Raw genomic sequence first — 13,497 nt, forward strand, 5'->3', positions numbered from 1 at the left:
CCGGGCGGCGGCCAATGGCCTGCGATCAGTGAACGACGCGGTCGAACACGAACTTGCCGTCGTGGACGTCGACCGGAATCACGTCCTTCGGACCGAAGCGGCCCGCGAGGATGAGCTTCGCGACCGGGTTCTCGATCTCCTGCTGGATCGCGCGCTTCAGCGGACGCGCACCGAACAGCGGATCGTAGCCGACCTTGCCGATCTGTTCGAGCGCTGCTTCCGACACGTCGAGCGCCATGTCGAGCTTCGCGAGCCGTTCGTGCAGGCGTGCGAGCTGGATCTTCGCGATCGACTCGATGTTGCTGCGGTCGAGCGCATGGAACACGACGACGTCGTCGATCCGGTTCAGGAACTCGGGGCGGAAATGCTGCTTCACCTCGAGCCACACTGCGTCCTTGATCTCTTCCTGCGGCGCACCCGTCATCGCCTGGATCACCTGCGAGCCGAGGTTCGACGTCATCACGATCACCGTGTTCTTGAAGTCGACCGTGCGCCCCTGCCCGTCCGTCATGCGGCCGTCGTCGAGCACCTGCAGCAGCACGTTGAACACGTCCGGATGCGCCTTCTCGATCTCGTCGAGCAGGATCACGCTGTACGGCTTGCGGCGCACGGCTTCCGTCAGGTAGCCGCCTTCCTCGTAGCCGACATAGCCCGGCGGCGCGCCGATCAGCCGCGCGACGCTGTGCTTCTCCATGAACTCGCTCATGTCGATGCGGATCAGGTGCTCTTCCGAATCGAACAGGAACGACGCCAGCGCCTTGCACAGCTCGGTCTTGCCGACCCCCGTCGGGCCGAGGAACAGGAACGAGCCGTACGGACGGTTCGGATCGGCGAGACCCGCACGCGAACGGCGGATCGCATCGGCCACCGCACTGATCGCCTCGTGCTGGCCGACCACGCGCTCATGCAGCTTTTCCTCGATGTGCAGCAGCTTCTCGCGTTCGCCCTGCATCATCCGCGACACCGGGATCCCGGTCGAACGCGACACGACTTCCGCGATTTCCTCGGCGCCGACCTGCGTGCGCAGCAGGCGCGGACGCGTCGGGTTGTGCTGCTCCTGCTCTTCGGCCTGCGTGACCTGCTTCAGTTGCGCCTCGAGCTGCGGCAGCTTGCCGTACTGCAACTCGGCAACCTTCTCCAGCTTGCCGTCACGCTGCAGCCGCGCGATGTCCGCACGCACCTTCTCGATTTCTTCCTTGAGCTGCGCGCTACCCTGCACCGCGGCCTTCTCGGCGGTCCAGATCTCCTCGAGGTCCGCATATTCGCGGCCGAGGCGGTCGATCTCTTCCTCGATCAGCTGCAGGCGCTTCTGCGACGCTTCGTCCTGCTCCTTCTTCACGGCTTCGCGCTCGATCTTCAGCTGGATCAGACGACGGTCGAGCTTGTCCATCTCTTCGGGCTTCGAATCGATTTCCATCTTGATCTTCGAAGCGGCTTCGTCGATCAGGTCGATGGCCTTGTCGGGCAGGAAACGATCCGTGATGTAGCGGTGCGACAGCTCGGCCGCGGCGACGATCGCCGGGTCGGTGATGTCGACGCCGTGGTGCAGTTCGTACTTCTCCTGCAGCCCGCGCAGGATCGCAATCGTCGCCTCGACGCTCGGCTCGTCGACGAGCACCTTCTGGAAGCGGCGTTCGAGCGCAGCATCCTTCTCGATGTACTTGCGGTATTCGTCGAGCGTGGTCGCGCCGATGCAGTGCAGCTCGCCGCGCGACAGCGCCGGCTTCAGCATGTTGCCCGCATCCATCGCGCCTTCGGCCTTGCCCGCGCCGACCATCGTGTGGATTTCGTCGATGAAGACGATCGTCTGGCCTTCGTCCTTCGCGATGTCGTTGAGCACCGCCTTCAGGCGCTCCTCGAATTCACCGCGATACTTCGCGCCTGCGAGCAGTGCGGCCATGTCGAGCGACAGCACGCGCTTGCCCTTCAGCGTCTCGGGCACTTCGCCGTTGACGATCCGCTGCGCGAGCCCTTCGACGATCGCGGTCTTGCCGACGCCCGGCTCGCCGATCAGCACCGGGTTGTTCTTGGTGCGGCGCTGCAGGATCTGGATCGACCGGCGGATTTCGTCGTCGCGGCCGATCACCGGATCGAGCTTGCCCGCACGGGCGCGCTCGGTCAGGTCGACGGTGTATTTCTTCAGCGCCTCGCGCTGGCTTTCCGCGTCCTGGCTGTGCACCTGCGAGCCGCCGCGCACGGCGGCGATCGCGGCTTCCAGCGCCTTGCGCGTGAGGCCGTGCTGGCGCGCGAGCTTGCCGGCGTCGCCCTTGTCGTCGGACACGGCGAGCAGGAACATCTCGCTCGCGATGAACGTGTCGTTGAGCTTCTGCGCTTCCTTGTCGGCCTGGTTCAGCAGCCCGGCCAGCTCACGGCCGATCTGGATGTCGCCACCCGTGCCCGTCACTTGCGGCAGGCGCGAGATGGCCTCGTTCAGCGCGCCTTGCAGCGCCTGAATGTGAACGCCCGCGCGCGACATCAGCGAGCGGGCGGAGCCGTCCTGCTGCGCGACCAGCGCCGCGAGAACGTGAACGGGTTCGATGTATTGATTGTCGCGGCCTGCCGCGAGGCTTTGCGCGTCCGCGAGTGCTTCCTGGAACTTGGTGGTGAGCTTGTCGATTCTCATTTAGTCGAGACCTCCAATTTTCGATTAACACCAAGATGAGGATGGTTATGCGGCTTTCAAGCGAAATTCGGGTTGATTCAGCGCAAAAATCGATGGATGTCCCTGAAGCGGCCCGGGGACGGGCCACGGCCGGATCGCAACGCTCGGCGCGTGCTTGTCAGCCCGCCGTCGACGGCGGCTCGATGGATGCGGCCGCGTCTTCCGTCACGACACGCACGCGCACGGCCGGACGGATGCCGAGCAATGCGACGAGCGGCTCAGCGTGTTCGACCAGCTCGCCGAGCGTGTGACGGTCGAGTTCGGCGAAGAACGCATCGCGCGCGGCCGCCAGCACACCCTTCAGGCGGCACTGCGGCTCGATCACGCAGCCACGCGACTCGCCCTCGGCCGCGAAGCAGCCGACCAGCGCGAAATCGTTCTCGGTTTCGCGCACGACCTGGCCGACGGTCAGTTGCAGCGATTCGGGGAACAGTCGCAGCCCGCCGTTGCGGCCGCGAACGGTGTCGACCCATCCGAGCTCGCCGAGCTGCTGCACGACTTTCATCAGATGGTTCTTCGAGATGCCGTAGGCATCCGAGATCTCCTGGATCGTCGCGAGTCCATCGCCGCGCACGGCAAGGTACAGCATCACGCGAAGCGAATAGTCGGTGTAGTCGGTGAGTCTCATGGGCGAATACGGAAAAGATCGATCATGCCCCGATTACGTGAGCCGGGCCGATCGGGATGCGCACGGGGCCGACTAGTGGCCCTGTTCCGCGGCCCCGGGTTGCCGGGATGGCGCGCGCGCAATAAGATTCATGACATCTACACGTTTTTCAGGGGGTGCTGGACGCTATTTTGCGTCAAAATCCGGCCGGCGTCCTCCACGATGCCCGCGCCGCCACCCCGTCGTTGCCCCTCTCTCCCGGCCCTTTTGCCATGACCGTCCTGCCCGCCTCGCCCGATACCGCACCGGCCCGCCCTCGCGACACCGAGCCGACCGAAGAGAACATTCGCGATCTCGTCTACGCGTTCTACGACCGCGTACGCGCCGATCCGCTGCTCGGGCCCGTGTTCGACGCGAAGCTGGCCGGCCGCTGGGACGACCACCTGCCGAAGATGGTCACGTTCTGGTCGAGCCTCGTGCTCGGCACCAAGGGCTATCGCGGCAACGTGCAGCAGGCGCACCAGCCGCTCGACGGGATCGAGCCGACCCATTTCAGCCGCTGGCTGTCGCTGTTCCTGAAGACCGTCGAGGCGCGCTACGCGCCGCCCGCGGCGATCCGCTTCATGGAACCCGCGCTGCGGATCGCGCAGAGCCTGCAGTTGAGCCGGTTCGGCTGGGACTACCAGATTCCGCCCGAGCAGCAGGCGCTGCTCGACGCGATCGCGCCGCGCCGTCGCGACGCGGGCGACGATCCGCACGCGTTGCCGTCGCGTGCCCGCGGCGAGCCGTTTCCGACGAAGATCATCGGGCGCAGCACCGACCCGGACGCGTAACGGGTAGCCGCCACGCGCGACCCTTGCGCGCATGTGGCATCTCGCCGCACGACGCAGGCGCCACGCTCAGCGCCGCGTGTTGCCCGATTCGATGCCCCAGCGCGCGAGCGCGGCATCGTCGGTGCTGCGCGCATCGACCCAGCGCTCGCCATCCGGCGTGGTTTCCTTCTTCCAGAACGGCGCTTCGGTCTTCAGGTAGTCCATCACGAACTCGCACGACGCGAACGCATCGCCGCGGTGCGACGCAACCGTCGCAACCATCACGATCTGGTCGAGCGGCAAAAGCCTGCCGACCCGATGCACGATCGCGACGTCGATGCCCGGCCAGCGCCGGCCGGCCTCGGCGGCGATCTTCTCGAGCGCCTTCTCGGTCATTCCCGGATAGTGCTCGAGCTCCATCGCGGCCACCGAATCGCCTTCGTTCAGGTCGCGCACCGTGCCGACGAAGCACGCGACCGCGCCGATCTTCGGGTTGCGCGCGCGCAATGCCGCGACTTCGGCGTTCAGGTCGAAGTCGTCGGTCTGGATTCGTACCGTTGCCATCGCCGGTGCCTCAACCGCCCGTCACCGGCGGAAAGAACGCGACTTCGCAGCCCTCGGTGAGCCGCGTGTCGGGATCGGTCATCTCGTGATTGCACGCCATGCGCAGGGCGCGCCCTTCCGCGAGCGTCTCGGCCCACGCACCGCCGCGCACGCGCAGCCACGCGCGCACGTCGCCCACGGTCGTGACGCTGTCCGGCACGTCGGCCTGTTCGTCGGCAACACCCAGTGCTTCGCGCACGCTTGCAAAAAATTTCAGCTGAATCTTCATGGTTCGGGAAGCCGCCGGGTTACGACAGCAGTTCGGAAAACGGAATGAAACGCACGGTCTCGCCGGCGCTGATCGCGTGCTGCGGCGGATTGTCGATCAGGCCGTCGCCCCACACCGTCGACGTCAGCACCGCCGAGCTCTGGTTCGGGAACAGGTCGAGGCCGCCCGCCGCGTTCACGCGCGCACGCAGGAATTCGTTGCGCCGGTCGCCCTTGCTCTGCGAGAAGTCGGCGCGCAGCGACAGCGCGCGCGGCGCAACGTCGCGCACGCCGGACAGGCGCAGCAGGAACGGTCGCACGAACAGCAGGAACGTGACGAAGCTCGACACCGGGTTGCCGGGCAACCCGATGAAATGCGCATCGGGGCGTTCATCGCCGCGGCGCACCGCGCCGTATGCAAGCGGCTTGCCTGGCTTCATCGCGATCTGCCACAGCGCGAGCCGCCCTTCGGCCTCGACGGCCGGCTTCACGTGATCCTCATCGCCGACCGACACGCCGCCGCTCGTCAGGATCACGTCGTGATCGCGTACGGCCTCGCGCAGCGTGTCGCGCGTCGCGGCGAGCGAATCGGGCACGATCCCGTAGTCGGTCACGTGGCAGCCGAGCCGCTCCAGCAGCCCGCGCAGCGTGAAGCGGTTCGAGTTGTAGATCGCGCCGGGCTTCAGCGGCTCGCCCGGCATCGTCAACTCGTCGCCGGTGAAGAACACCGCGACGCGAATCCGCCGCGCGACCGGCAACTGCGCACAGCCGACCGATGCGGCCAGGCCGAGCGCCTGCGGCGTGAGCCGCGTACCGGCCGGCAGGATCACCGAGCCCTGCCGGATATCCGCGCCCTGCGCGGTGATCCATTCGCCGGCCTTCGGCGTGTGCAGGATCTCGACCGCATCGCCGTCGGCCGACGCCTGCTCCTGCATCACGACGGCGTCGGCGCCGGGCGGCACCGTCGCGCCGGTGAAGATCCGTGCGGCCGTACCGGCTGCGAGCGGCGCGGCCGGATGCCCGGCCGGAATACGCTGCGACACCGGCAAGCGCCGCTCGCCATGCAGCAGGTCGGCGACGCGCACTGCATAGCCGTCCATCGCACTCGTATGCATCGGCGGCACGTCGAGCGGCGAGCTCACATCGGCCGCCAGCACGCGGCCGAGCGCGTCGAGCGTGGCGACGGTTTCGGTGCCGGGCAACGGCTTCGCGGCCTCGAGCAGCGCGGCGAGCGCCTCGGCGGTCGACAGCATCGGCGCGCGCGGCGCCGCGGGATTCGGGTTCGACATCGATGGAATCGGGGATCGTGGGAGGCAATACGTCATTGTAGCGACGCCGTCGCGCGGGCGCGCGATATGGCGGACATGCGGAAACTGTGATTCGCGCGAACGCGCGGGTCTGGCACTTGTTTCGCGCGCGGTACGGCGGCAATCGTGCGGCAGTGACCAAACGAAACGGCCGGAACCCCGATCCGTTCGACGAATCGGCATTCCGGCCGTCCTGCGCAGCCGGGCCCGCGGCCCGGCCGTGCGTCATGCGCCCGTATGGGCAGCGATGAAGTCCTTCACCTGCTGCGCGTCGGCCTTCACGACCTCGAAGCGCTGCGGCAGCGCCTCGAGCCCGTCGAATGCAGCCGGACGCTCGGCTTCGCGATCGAGCGCTTCGCGGATCGTCTCGCCGAACTTGATCGGCTGCGCCGTCTCGAGCACGACCATCGGCACGCCTGCGTCGAGATGCTCGCGCGCGACCTTCACGCCGTCGGCCGTGTGCGTATCGATCATCGTGTCGTAGTGCGAGAACACGTCGCGGATCGTCGCGATGCGGTCGGTGTGGCTGCTGCGGCCCGACACGAAGCCGAACTCGGCGACGCGCGCGAAATCGCCGCTCGCCGCGAGATCGAAACCGCCCTTCTCCTCGACGTCGCGGAACAGCTGCATCACGCGCGCCGGATCGCGACCGAGCAGGTCGAACACGAAGCGCTCGAAGTTCGATGCCTTCGAGATGTCCATGCTCGGGCTGCTCGTGTGATAGGTGTTCTCGGCGCTGCGCACGCGGTATGCGCCGGTGCGGAAGAACTCGTCGAGCACGTCGTTTTCGTTGGTCGCGACCACCAGCTTCGCGATCGGCAGCCCCATCATCCGCGCGATGTGGCCCGCGCAGACGTTGCCGAAGTTGCCCGACGGCACCGTGAACGACACGCGCTCGTCATTGGATTGGGTCGCTGCGAAGTAACCCTTGAAGTAGTACACGACCTGCGCGACGACGCGCGCCCAGTTGATCGAGTTGACCGTACCGATCTTCTGCTGCGCCTTGAACGCGTGATCGTTCGACACGGCCTTGACGATGTCCTGGCAATCGTCGAACACACCTTCGACCGCGAGATTGAAGATGTTCGGATCCTGCAGGCTGAACATCTGCGCCGTCTGGAACGCGCTCATCTTCTTGTGCGGCGACAGCATGAACACGCGCACGCCGGCCTTGCCGCGCATCGCGTATTCGGCCGCGCTGCCGGTGTCGCCGGACGTCGCGCCGAGAATGTTCAGCGTTTGCCCGTGCTTCGCGAGCGTGTACTCGAACAGGTTGCCGAGCAGCTGCATCGCCATGTCCTTGAACGCGAGCGTCGGGCCGTTCGACAGTTCGAGCAGCGAGATCGGCGCGCCGTTTTCGGTACCGAGCGTCTTCAGCGGCGTGATGTCGGCTGCGTTCTCGCCGTGGCGCGTGTTGCTGTACACGTCGGCCGTGTACGTGCGGCGCGTGATCGCGCGCAGGTCGTCGGCCGGCACGTCGTCGCAGAACTTCGACAGGATCTCGAACGCGAGATCCGCGTACGACAGCGTGCGCCAGCGTGCGAGCTCCTCGGCGGACACCTGCGGATACTCGGTCGGCAGGTAGAGCCCGCCGTCCTTCGCGAGACCGCCGAGCAGGATGTCGGAGAACGTGTGGCGCTCGCCGATGCCGGCGCCGCGCGTGGAGATGTAGTTCATGTCGTCCTCAGCTCAGTTCAGCGCTTCCATGCGCAGCTTCGTCACCTTCGATACCACCGTCTCGAGGCTCTCGATTTGCGCGATCGCCGCATTCACGTTCTTCTCGAGCGTGACGTGCGTGATCAGGATGATGTCGGTTTCGCCGTTCGCGTCGTCGACCTGCTCCGATTCCTTCTGCAGCAGCGCGTCGATCGAGATGCCCGACGCAGCAAGGATGCGCGTGATGTCGGCCAGCACGCCGGTCTGGTCGGCGACGCGCAGGCGCAGGTAATAGCCGCTCGTCACTTCCTCGATCGGCAGGATCGGCGTGTTCGACAGGCTGTCGGGCTGGAACGCGAGATGCGGCACGCGGTGCTCGGGGTCCGCCGTGTGCAGGCGCGTGACGTCGACGAGATCCGCGACCACGGCCGATGCGGTCGGCTCCGCGCCCGCGCCCTTGCCGTAGTACAGCGTCGTGCCGACCGCGTCGCCGTGCACGACGACCGCGTTCATCGCACCCTCGACGTTCGCGAGCAGGCGCTTCTCCGGGATCAGCGTCGGGTGCACACGCAGCTCGATGCCGTTTTCGGCACGGCGCGTGATGCCGAGCAGCTTGATCCGGTAGCCGAGCTCTTCCGCGTAGCGGATGTCGGTCGCGTCGAGCTTGCTGATGCCCTCGACGTACGCGCGGTCGAACTGCACCGGCACGCCGAACGCGATCGCGCTCATGATCGTCGCCTTGTGCGCGGCGTCGACGCCTTCGATGTCGAAGGTCGGATCGGCTTCCGCGTAGCCGAGCTCCTGCGCGGCCTTCAGCGCGGTCGCGAAGTCGAGCCCGCGGTCGCGCATTTCCGACAGGATGTAGTTGGTCGTGCCGTTGATGATGCCCGCGATGTACTGGATGCGGTTCGCGGTCAGGCCTTCGCGCAGCGCCTTGATGATCGGGATGCCGCCGGCGACGGCCGCTTCGAACGCGACCATCACGCCCTTCGCGCGCGCGGCCTCGAAGATCTCGGTGCCGTGCACCGCGAGCAACGCCTTGTTGGCCGTCACGACGTGCTTGCCGTTCGCGATCGCGCGCAGCACGAGCTCGCGCGCGATGCCCGTGCCGCCGATCATCTCGGCGACGATTGCGATCGACGGATCATCGACGACTGCGTTGAAATCGTCGGTGATCTGCGCGGCGCCGGCGTCGCCGCCGAGCGCAGCCAGCGCCTTGGCCGGGTTGCGCACCGCAATGCGCGTCACCTCGATGCCGCGCCCCGCGCGTCGCTTGATTTCTTCCTGGTTGCGGCCCAGCACCGTGAAGGTGCCGCTGCCTACCGTGCCGAAGCCCAACAGGCCAACTTTGATCGGTTCCATGCTGCGTGTGATCGATGAGTAAAAAGAATAGGTTTCGTCCGGGCTGCCGCTTACGCCGTATGGCGCTTGCGATAGCCGTCGAGGAAGCGTGCGATCCGGTTGATCGAATCGGTCAGATCGTCGAGGTTCGGCAGGAAGACCACGCGGAAGTGGTCCGGCGTCGTCCAGTTGAAGCCCGTGCCCTGCACGAGCAATACGCGCTCCTCGAGCAGCAGGTCGAGAATGAACTGCTGGTCGTTCTGGATCGGATAAAGCTTCGGGTCGAGGCGCGGGAACATGTACAGCGCGGCCTGCGGCTTCACGCAGGTCACGCCCGGGATCGACGTGAGCATGTCATACGCGAGTTCGCGCTGCTTGTACAGGCGCCCGCTCGGCACGATCAGCTCGTTGATGCTCTGGTAGCCGCCGAGCGCCGTCTGGATCGCGAACTGCCCGGGCACGTTCGCGCACAGGCGCATCGACGACAGGATGCCGAGCCCCTCGAGGTAGTCCTTCGCGTGCCGGCGGTTGTCGCCGCCCAGGCCCGACACAGCCATCCAGCCCGCGCGGTAGCCGCACGAGCGATAGCTCTTCGACAGGCTGTTGAACGTGACGGTGATCACGTCCTCCGACAGCGAGCCCAGCGCCGTGTGCTCGAGGCCGTCGTAGACGATCTTGTCGTACACCTCGTCGGCGAACACGATCAGCCCGTGCTGGCGCGCGATTGCGAGCAGTTCGAGCAGCAATTCGTCTGAATAAAGTGCGCCCGTCGGGTTGTTCGGGTTGATCACGACGATCGCCTTCGTGTTCGGCGTGATCTTGCGGCGGATGTCGTCGAGATCGGGCATCCACGCGTTCTGCTCGTCGCAGATGTAATGCACCGGCGTGCCGCCCGACAGGCTGACCGCCGCCGTCCACAGCGGGTAGTCGGGCGCGGGCAGCAGCACTTCGTCGCCGTCGTTCAGGAGCGCCTGGGTCGCCATCACGATCAGCTCGGACGCGCCGTTGCCGATGTAGATGTCGTCGAGGCCGACGCCCACGACGCCCTTTTCCTGCGTGTAATGCATCACGGCCTTGCGCGCCGAGAACACGCCCTTCGAATCCGAATAGCCGGACGACGTCGGCAGGTTGCGGATCATGTCCTGGATGATCTCGTCCGGCGCGTCGAAACCGAACGGCGCGAGGTTGCCGATGTTCAGCTTGATGATGCGGTGGCCTTCTTCCTCGAGGCGCTTCGCGTGCTCGAGCACCGGGCCACGGATGTCGTAGCAGACGTTGAGCAGCTTGTTCGACTTCTGAATCGGTTTCACGACGACACGGTTCCTGGGTTGGCCTTGCGGCCGGGGGGACGGGATCAAAACTGGAAAGCGGCCGGTCTGTGCGCGCTGTCTAGACTGGGAAAAAGCGGGCGGTCGGGCGCGGCTTGTGGCGACGCGCGACGCAAGTGGCGCCCGGGGGCGACCAAAAAGTTATAATTTAGCGGATTTTGGCTGACTTTCGCAATGCACCATAGCCGCGCCGGGGCCGCGCCGTCAGGCGTCCCGCGTGCTCAGGCAAGCGAAACCGGCCATCCGGGCCCGTGTGGCCCTGCACCACATTCCCCTACGGAACCGCGGAATACCGATTTGAAACTGCACCAGGACGCGAGCGGCGCGCTCAACACCGTCACCGGCTACGGCCCCGATTATGTCGACGTCAATCTCGAACGCCATGAAACGAGCGTCATCGTACTGCCCGGCGCGCCGGTCCAGGTATGGCCCGTGTCGTCGTTCGACGCGCTCGCGCCCGAGCATTTCGCGATGCTGCTCGACCCGACGCCCGAACTCGTGATCTTCGGCAGCGGCGCGCGGCTGCGCTTCCCGCACCCGCGGCTCGTCGCGGCGCTCACCGCGAAGCGGATCGGCGTCGAGACGATGGATTTCCAGGCCGCCTGCCGCACCTACAACATCCTGATGGCCGAAGGCCGCAAAGTCGCCGCCGCGCTCTTAATTGAACGTTAATCCCCGATGCGGTAAAACTCGGGCCGGCGCAGCGGGTCGATCCCCCGGATCGGCCCGGCCAGGCCGCCCGCCCCCGGCGCAACCCGCCGGCGGCCCGTCACAATAACCAACAGGCTGAAAATCCATGAACGATACGCCGTCGAGGCTACCGCTCAATCGCATCACGCTCGTCCTCCTCGTCATCGCGCTCGCGATCGTCTGGTTCGCGCCGCTCGGGCTGCGCCACCTGATCCCGAGCGACGAGGGCCGCTACGCGGAAATGGCGCGCGAGATGTTCGTCACCGGCGACTGGATCACGCCGCGCTACAACGGCTACAAGTACTTCGAGAAGCCGCCGCTGCAGACCTGGATGAACGCGCTCACGTTCGCGTGGTTCGGCATCGGCGAATGGCAGGCCCGCCTCTACACGGCCGTCGCCAGCTTCGCCGGCATCCTGCTGATCGGCTTCACCGGCGCGCGCCTGTTCAACCCGCTGTCGGGCTTCCTCGCGGCCGTCGTGCTCGCGTCGTCGCCGTACTGGAACCTGATGGGCCACTTCAACGCGCTCGACATGGGGCTGGCGTTCTGGATGACGCTGTCGCTGTGCTCGCTGCTGCTCGCGCAGCGGCCCGGGCTGCGCCCGGCCGCGGCGCGCGGCTGGATGTGGGCATGCTGGGCCGCGATGGCGTTCGCGGTGCTGTCGAAGGGCCTCGTCGGCCTGATCCTGCCGGGCGCCGTGCTGGTGCTCTACACGCTGATCGCGCGCGACTGGGCGCTGTGGAAGCGCCTGTACCTGGTGAGCGGCCTCGTGATCTTCTTCGCGATCGTCACGCCGTGGTTCGTGCTCGTCCAGCAGCGCAACCCCGAGTTCTTCAACTTCTTCTTCATCGTCCAGCAGTTCCGCCGGTATCTGACCCCGGAACAGAACCGCCCGGGCCCGCTCTACTACTTCGTGCCCGTGTTGCTGGTCGGCTTCCTGCCGTGGCTGTCGGTCGCGTGGCAGAGCATCCGCCATGCGCTGCGGATGCCGCGCCAGCCGAACGGCTTCTCGCCGATGCTCGTGCTGCTGATCTGGAGCGCATTCATCTTCCTGTTCTTCAGCGCGTCGCATTCGAAGCTGATCTCGTACGTGCTGCCGGTCGCGCCGGCGCTCGCGCTGATCATCGGCGCGTACCTGCCGCTGATGAGCGCCGACCGGTTCCGCCGCCATCTGCTCGGCTATCTCGTTTTCTTCGTCGTCGCGGCGTTCGGGATCATCGCGCTCGCGTACCAGGGCGACGCCCGCACGCCGAACGCGCTGTACCGCGCGTTCCAGATGTGGCTGTACGCGGGCCTCGCGATCGCGGCCGCCCTGACGCTCGCGGCCGCGTGGCTGAACCGCCGCGCGAGCGTGGCCGCCGCGCTCGTCGCGTTCGGCGCCGCCTGGTTCGCGTTCGGCACGATCGGCGGTACCGGCCACGACGAGTTCGGCCGCTACAGCTCGGGCGCGCTGCTCGCGCCCGCGGTACGCGCCGAACTCGCGAAGCTGCCGGCCGACACGCCGTTCTACTCGATCGAGATGCTCGACCACACGTTCCCGTTCTATATGGGCCACACGACGATCATGGTCCAGCGCCAGGACGAGCTCGCGTTCGGGATCTCGATGGAGCCGAACAAGTGGATTCCGACCGTCGACGAGTGGATCACGCGCTGGAAGCAGGAAACCCATGCACTCGCGATCATGTCGCCCGGCCAGTACGACACCCTGGTCAAGCAAGGCGTGCCGATGCGCGTCGTTGCGCGCGACAACCGCCGCGTGATCGTCGAGAAACCGCAATCGTAAGGACGCCCGCCGCATGAATCCCGTTTCGTTCGTCTGCATCATCACTGGCGTGATGCTCAACGCCTGTGCGCAACTTCTGCTGAAAGCCGGCGTCAACGCCGTTGGACACTTCGAATTCAGCCGTGCGAACATCATCCCGGTCGGCCTGAAGATCGCGACCCAATTGCCGATCATCGGCGGCCTCGGCTGCTACGTGCTGAGCGTCGTGGTCTGGATCCTCGGGCTGTCGCGGGTCGACGTGTCGATCGCGTACCCGATGCTGTCGCTCGGCTACGTCGTCAACGCGTTCGCCGCCTGGTACCTGTTCGGCGAAGTGCTGTCGGTCCAGCGGCTCATCGGCATCGGCATCATCCTGATCGGCGTGCTGGTCCTCGCGCGAAGCTGAGCAAGGCCGCCGCGTTAAGCGTCCGCCTACAAAAAATCACGGTGCGATTCCGCCAACCGGTGTCTAATGCCGGTTTCGGCCGGGACCGCCCGACCCTTTTATTACACGCCATTACA

At 66.4% G+C, this 13,497-nt stretch carries 12 protein-coding genes; 4 read left to right on the forward strand and 8 right to left on the reverse strand.

Features of this window, described 5'->3' with window-relative positions; all coding sequences use genetic code 11:
• Positions 1-25 precede the first annotated feature (25 nt).
• Positions 26-2,623 carry an ATP-dependent chaperone ClpB gene (gene clpB, locus ACN8ZM_RS09935; protein WP_043188212.1) on the reverse strand — a complete coding sequence of 866 codons (2,598 nt, stop codon included), beginning with the start codon at positions 2,621-2,623 and terminating at the stop codon, positions 26-28.
• A gap of 157 nt (positions 2,624-2,780) precedes the next feature.
• Positions 2,781-3,290, reverse strand: coding sequence for an Rrf2 family transcriptional regulator (locus ACN8ZM_RS09940; RefSeq protein ID WP_420209907.1), 510 nt, complete (start codon positions 3,288-3,290; stop codon positions 2,781-2,783).
• A gap of 251 nt (positions 3,291-3,541) precedes the next feature.
• Between ACN8ZM_RS09940 and ACN8ZM_RS09945 the strand changes: the two genes are divergently transcribed.
• The gene (locus ACN8ZM_RS09945) at positions 3,542-4,102 is read left to right on the forward strand and encodes a group III truncated hemoglobin (protein ID WP_205823703.1); all 561 of its coding nucleotides are present in this window, start codon (positions 3,542-3,544) and stop codon (positions 4,100-4,102) included.
• Between the two features lie 66 nt (positions 4,103-4,168).
• Here ACN8ZM_RS09945 and ACN8ZM_RS09950 read toward each other — a convergent pair whose 3' ends face one another.
• From ACN8ZM_RS09950 to ACN8ZM_RS09975, 6 genes are all read right to left on the reverse strand, one after another.
• On the reverse strand, positions 4,169-4,645 hold the full coding sequence (locus ACN8ZM_RS09950; protein WP_043188206.1) for a molybdenum cofactor biosynthesis protein MoaE: 477 nt from the start codon (positions 4,643-4,645) through the stop codon (positions 4,169-4,171).
• A 10-nt stretch (positions 4,646-4,655) separates the two neighbouring features.
• Positions 4,656-4,913, reverse strand: a complete 258-nt coding sequence (moaD, locus tag ACN8ZM_RS09955; protein ID WP_011352296.1) for a molybdopterin converting factor subunit 1 — start codon at positions 4,911-4,913, stop codon at positions 4,656-4,658.
• A 19-nt stretch (positions 4,914-4,932) separates the two neighbouring features.
• A complete protein-coding gene (gene glp / locus ACN8ZM_RS09960) occupies positions 4,933-6,180 on the reverse strand; it encodes a gephyrin-like molybdotransferase Glp (RefSeq protein WP_301770393.1) in 1,248 nt (415 codons plus the stop codon).
• Positions 6,181-6,423: 243 nt separating this feature from the next.
• Positions 6,424-7,875 (reverse strand): threonine synthase, encoded by a 1,452-nt coding sequence (thrC, locus tag ACN8ZM_RS09965; RefSeq protein ID WP_420209908.1) that lies wholly within the window; start codon positions 7,873-7,875, stop codon positions 6,424-6,426.
• Positions 7,876-7,887: 12 nt separating this feature from the next.
• Positions 7,888-9,216 carry a homoserine dehydrogenase gene (locus ACN8ZM_RS09970; protein WP_043188196.1) on the reverse strand — a complete coding sequence of 443 codons (1,329 nt, stop codon included), beginning with the start codon at positions 9,214-9,216 and terminating at the stop codon, positions 7,888-7,890.
• A 50-nt stretch (positions 9,217-9,266) separates the two neighbouring features.
• Positions 9,267-10,505, reverse strand: a complete 1,239-nt coding sequence (locus ACN8ZM_RS09975) for a pyridoxal phosphate-dependent aminotransferase (protein ID WP_043188194.1) — start codon at positions 10,503-10,505, stop codon at positions 9,267-9,269.
• 315 nt (positions 10,506-10,820) lie between these two features.
• Between ACN8ZM_RS09975 and ACN8ZM_RS09980 the strand changes: the two genes are divergently transcribed.
• The 3 genes from ACN8ZM_RS09980 to ACN8ZM_RS09990 all read left to right on the forward strand — a co-directional run bounded on the left by ACN8ZM_RS09980 (position 10,821) and on the right by ACN8ZM_RS09990 (position 13,381).
• Positions 10,821-11,195: an Mth938-like domain-containing protein gene (locus ACN8ZM_RS09980; protein WP_043188192.1), complete on the forward strand. Its 375-nt coding sequence runs from the start codon at positions 10,821-10,823 to the stop codon at positions 11,193-11,195.
• Positions 11,196-11,319: 124 nt separating this feature from the next.
• Positions 11,320-12,996, forward strand: coding sequence for a glycosyltransferase family 39 protein (locus ACN8ZM_RS09985; RefSeq protein ID WP_089450629.1), 1,677 nt, complete (start codon positions 11,320-11,322; stop codon positions 12,994-12,996).
• Between the two features lie 13 nt (positions 12,997-13,009).
• Complete coding sequence (locus ACN8ZM_RS09990) at positions 13,010-13,381, forward strand: SMR family transporter (RefSeq protein ID WP_059464372.1); 372 nt, start codon at positions 13,010-13,012, stop codon at positions 13,379-13,381.
• The last annotated feature ends 116 nt before the right edge of the window (positions 13,382-13,497 follow it).

The sequence above is a fragment of the Burkholderia aenigmatica genome (genome assembly GCF_048627025.1).
Classification (GTDB): Bacteria; Pseudomonadota; Gammaproteobacteria; order Burkholderiales; family Burkholderiaceae; genus Burkholderia; species Burkholderia aenigmatica.

Coding starts and splice junctions, on each gene's coding strand:
- ACN8ZM_RS09945 (WP_205823703.1), top strand. CDS start 3,542: ATGACCGTCCTGCCCGCCTCGCCCGATACCGCACCGGCCCGCCCTCGC.
- thrC (WP_420209908.1), bottom strand. CDS start 7,875: ATGAACTACATCTCCACGCGCGGCGCCGGCATCGGCGAGCGCCACACG.
- ACN8ZM_RS09950 (WP_043188206.1), bottom strand. CDS start 4,645: ATGGCAACGGTACGAATCCAGACCGACGACTTCGACCTGAACGCCGAA.
- ACN8ZM_RS09940 (WP_420209907.1), bottom strand. CDS start 3,290: ATGAGACTCACCGACTACACCGACTATTCGCTTCGCGTGATGCTGTAC.
- ACN8ZM_RS09970 (WP_043188196.1), bottom strand. CDS start 9,216: ATGGAACCGATCAAAGTTGGCCTGTTGGGCTTCGGCACGGTAGGCAGC.
- moaD (WP_011352296.1), bottom strand. CDS start 4,913: ATGAAGATTCAGCTGAAATTTTTTGCAAGCGTGCGCGAAGCACTGGGT.
- clpB (WP_043188212.1), bottom strand. CDS start 2,623: ATGAGAATCGACAAGCTCACCACCAAGTTCCAGGAAGCACTCGCGGAC.
- ACN8ZM_RS09985 (WP_089450629.1), top strand. CDS start 11,320: ATGAACGATACGCCGTCGAGGCTACCGCTCAATCGCATCACGCTCGTC.
- glp (WP_301770393.1), bottom strand. CDS start 6,180: ATGTCGAACCCGAATCCCGCGGCGCCGCGCGCGCCGATGCTGTCGACC.
- ACN8ZM_RS09990 (WP_059464372.1), top strand. CDS start 13,010: ATGAATCCCGTTTCGTTCGTCTGCATCATCACTGGCGTGATGCTCAAC.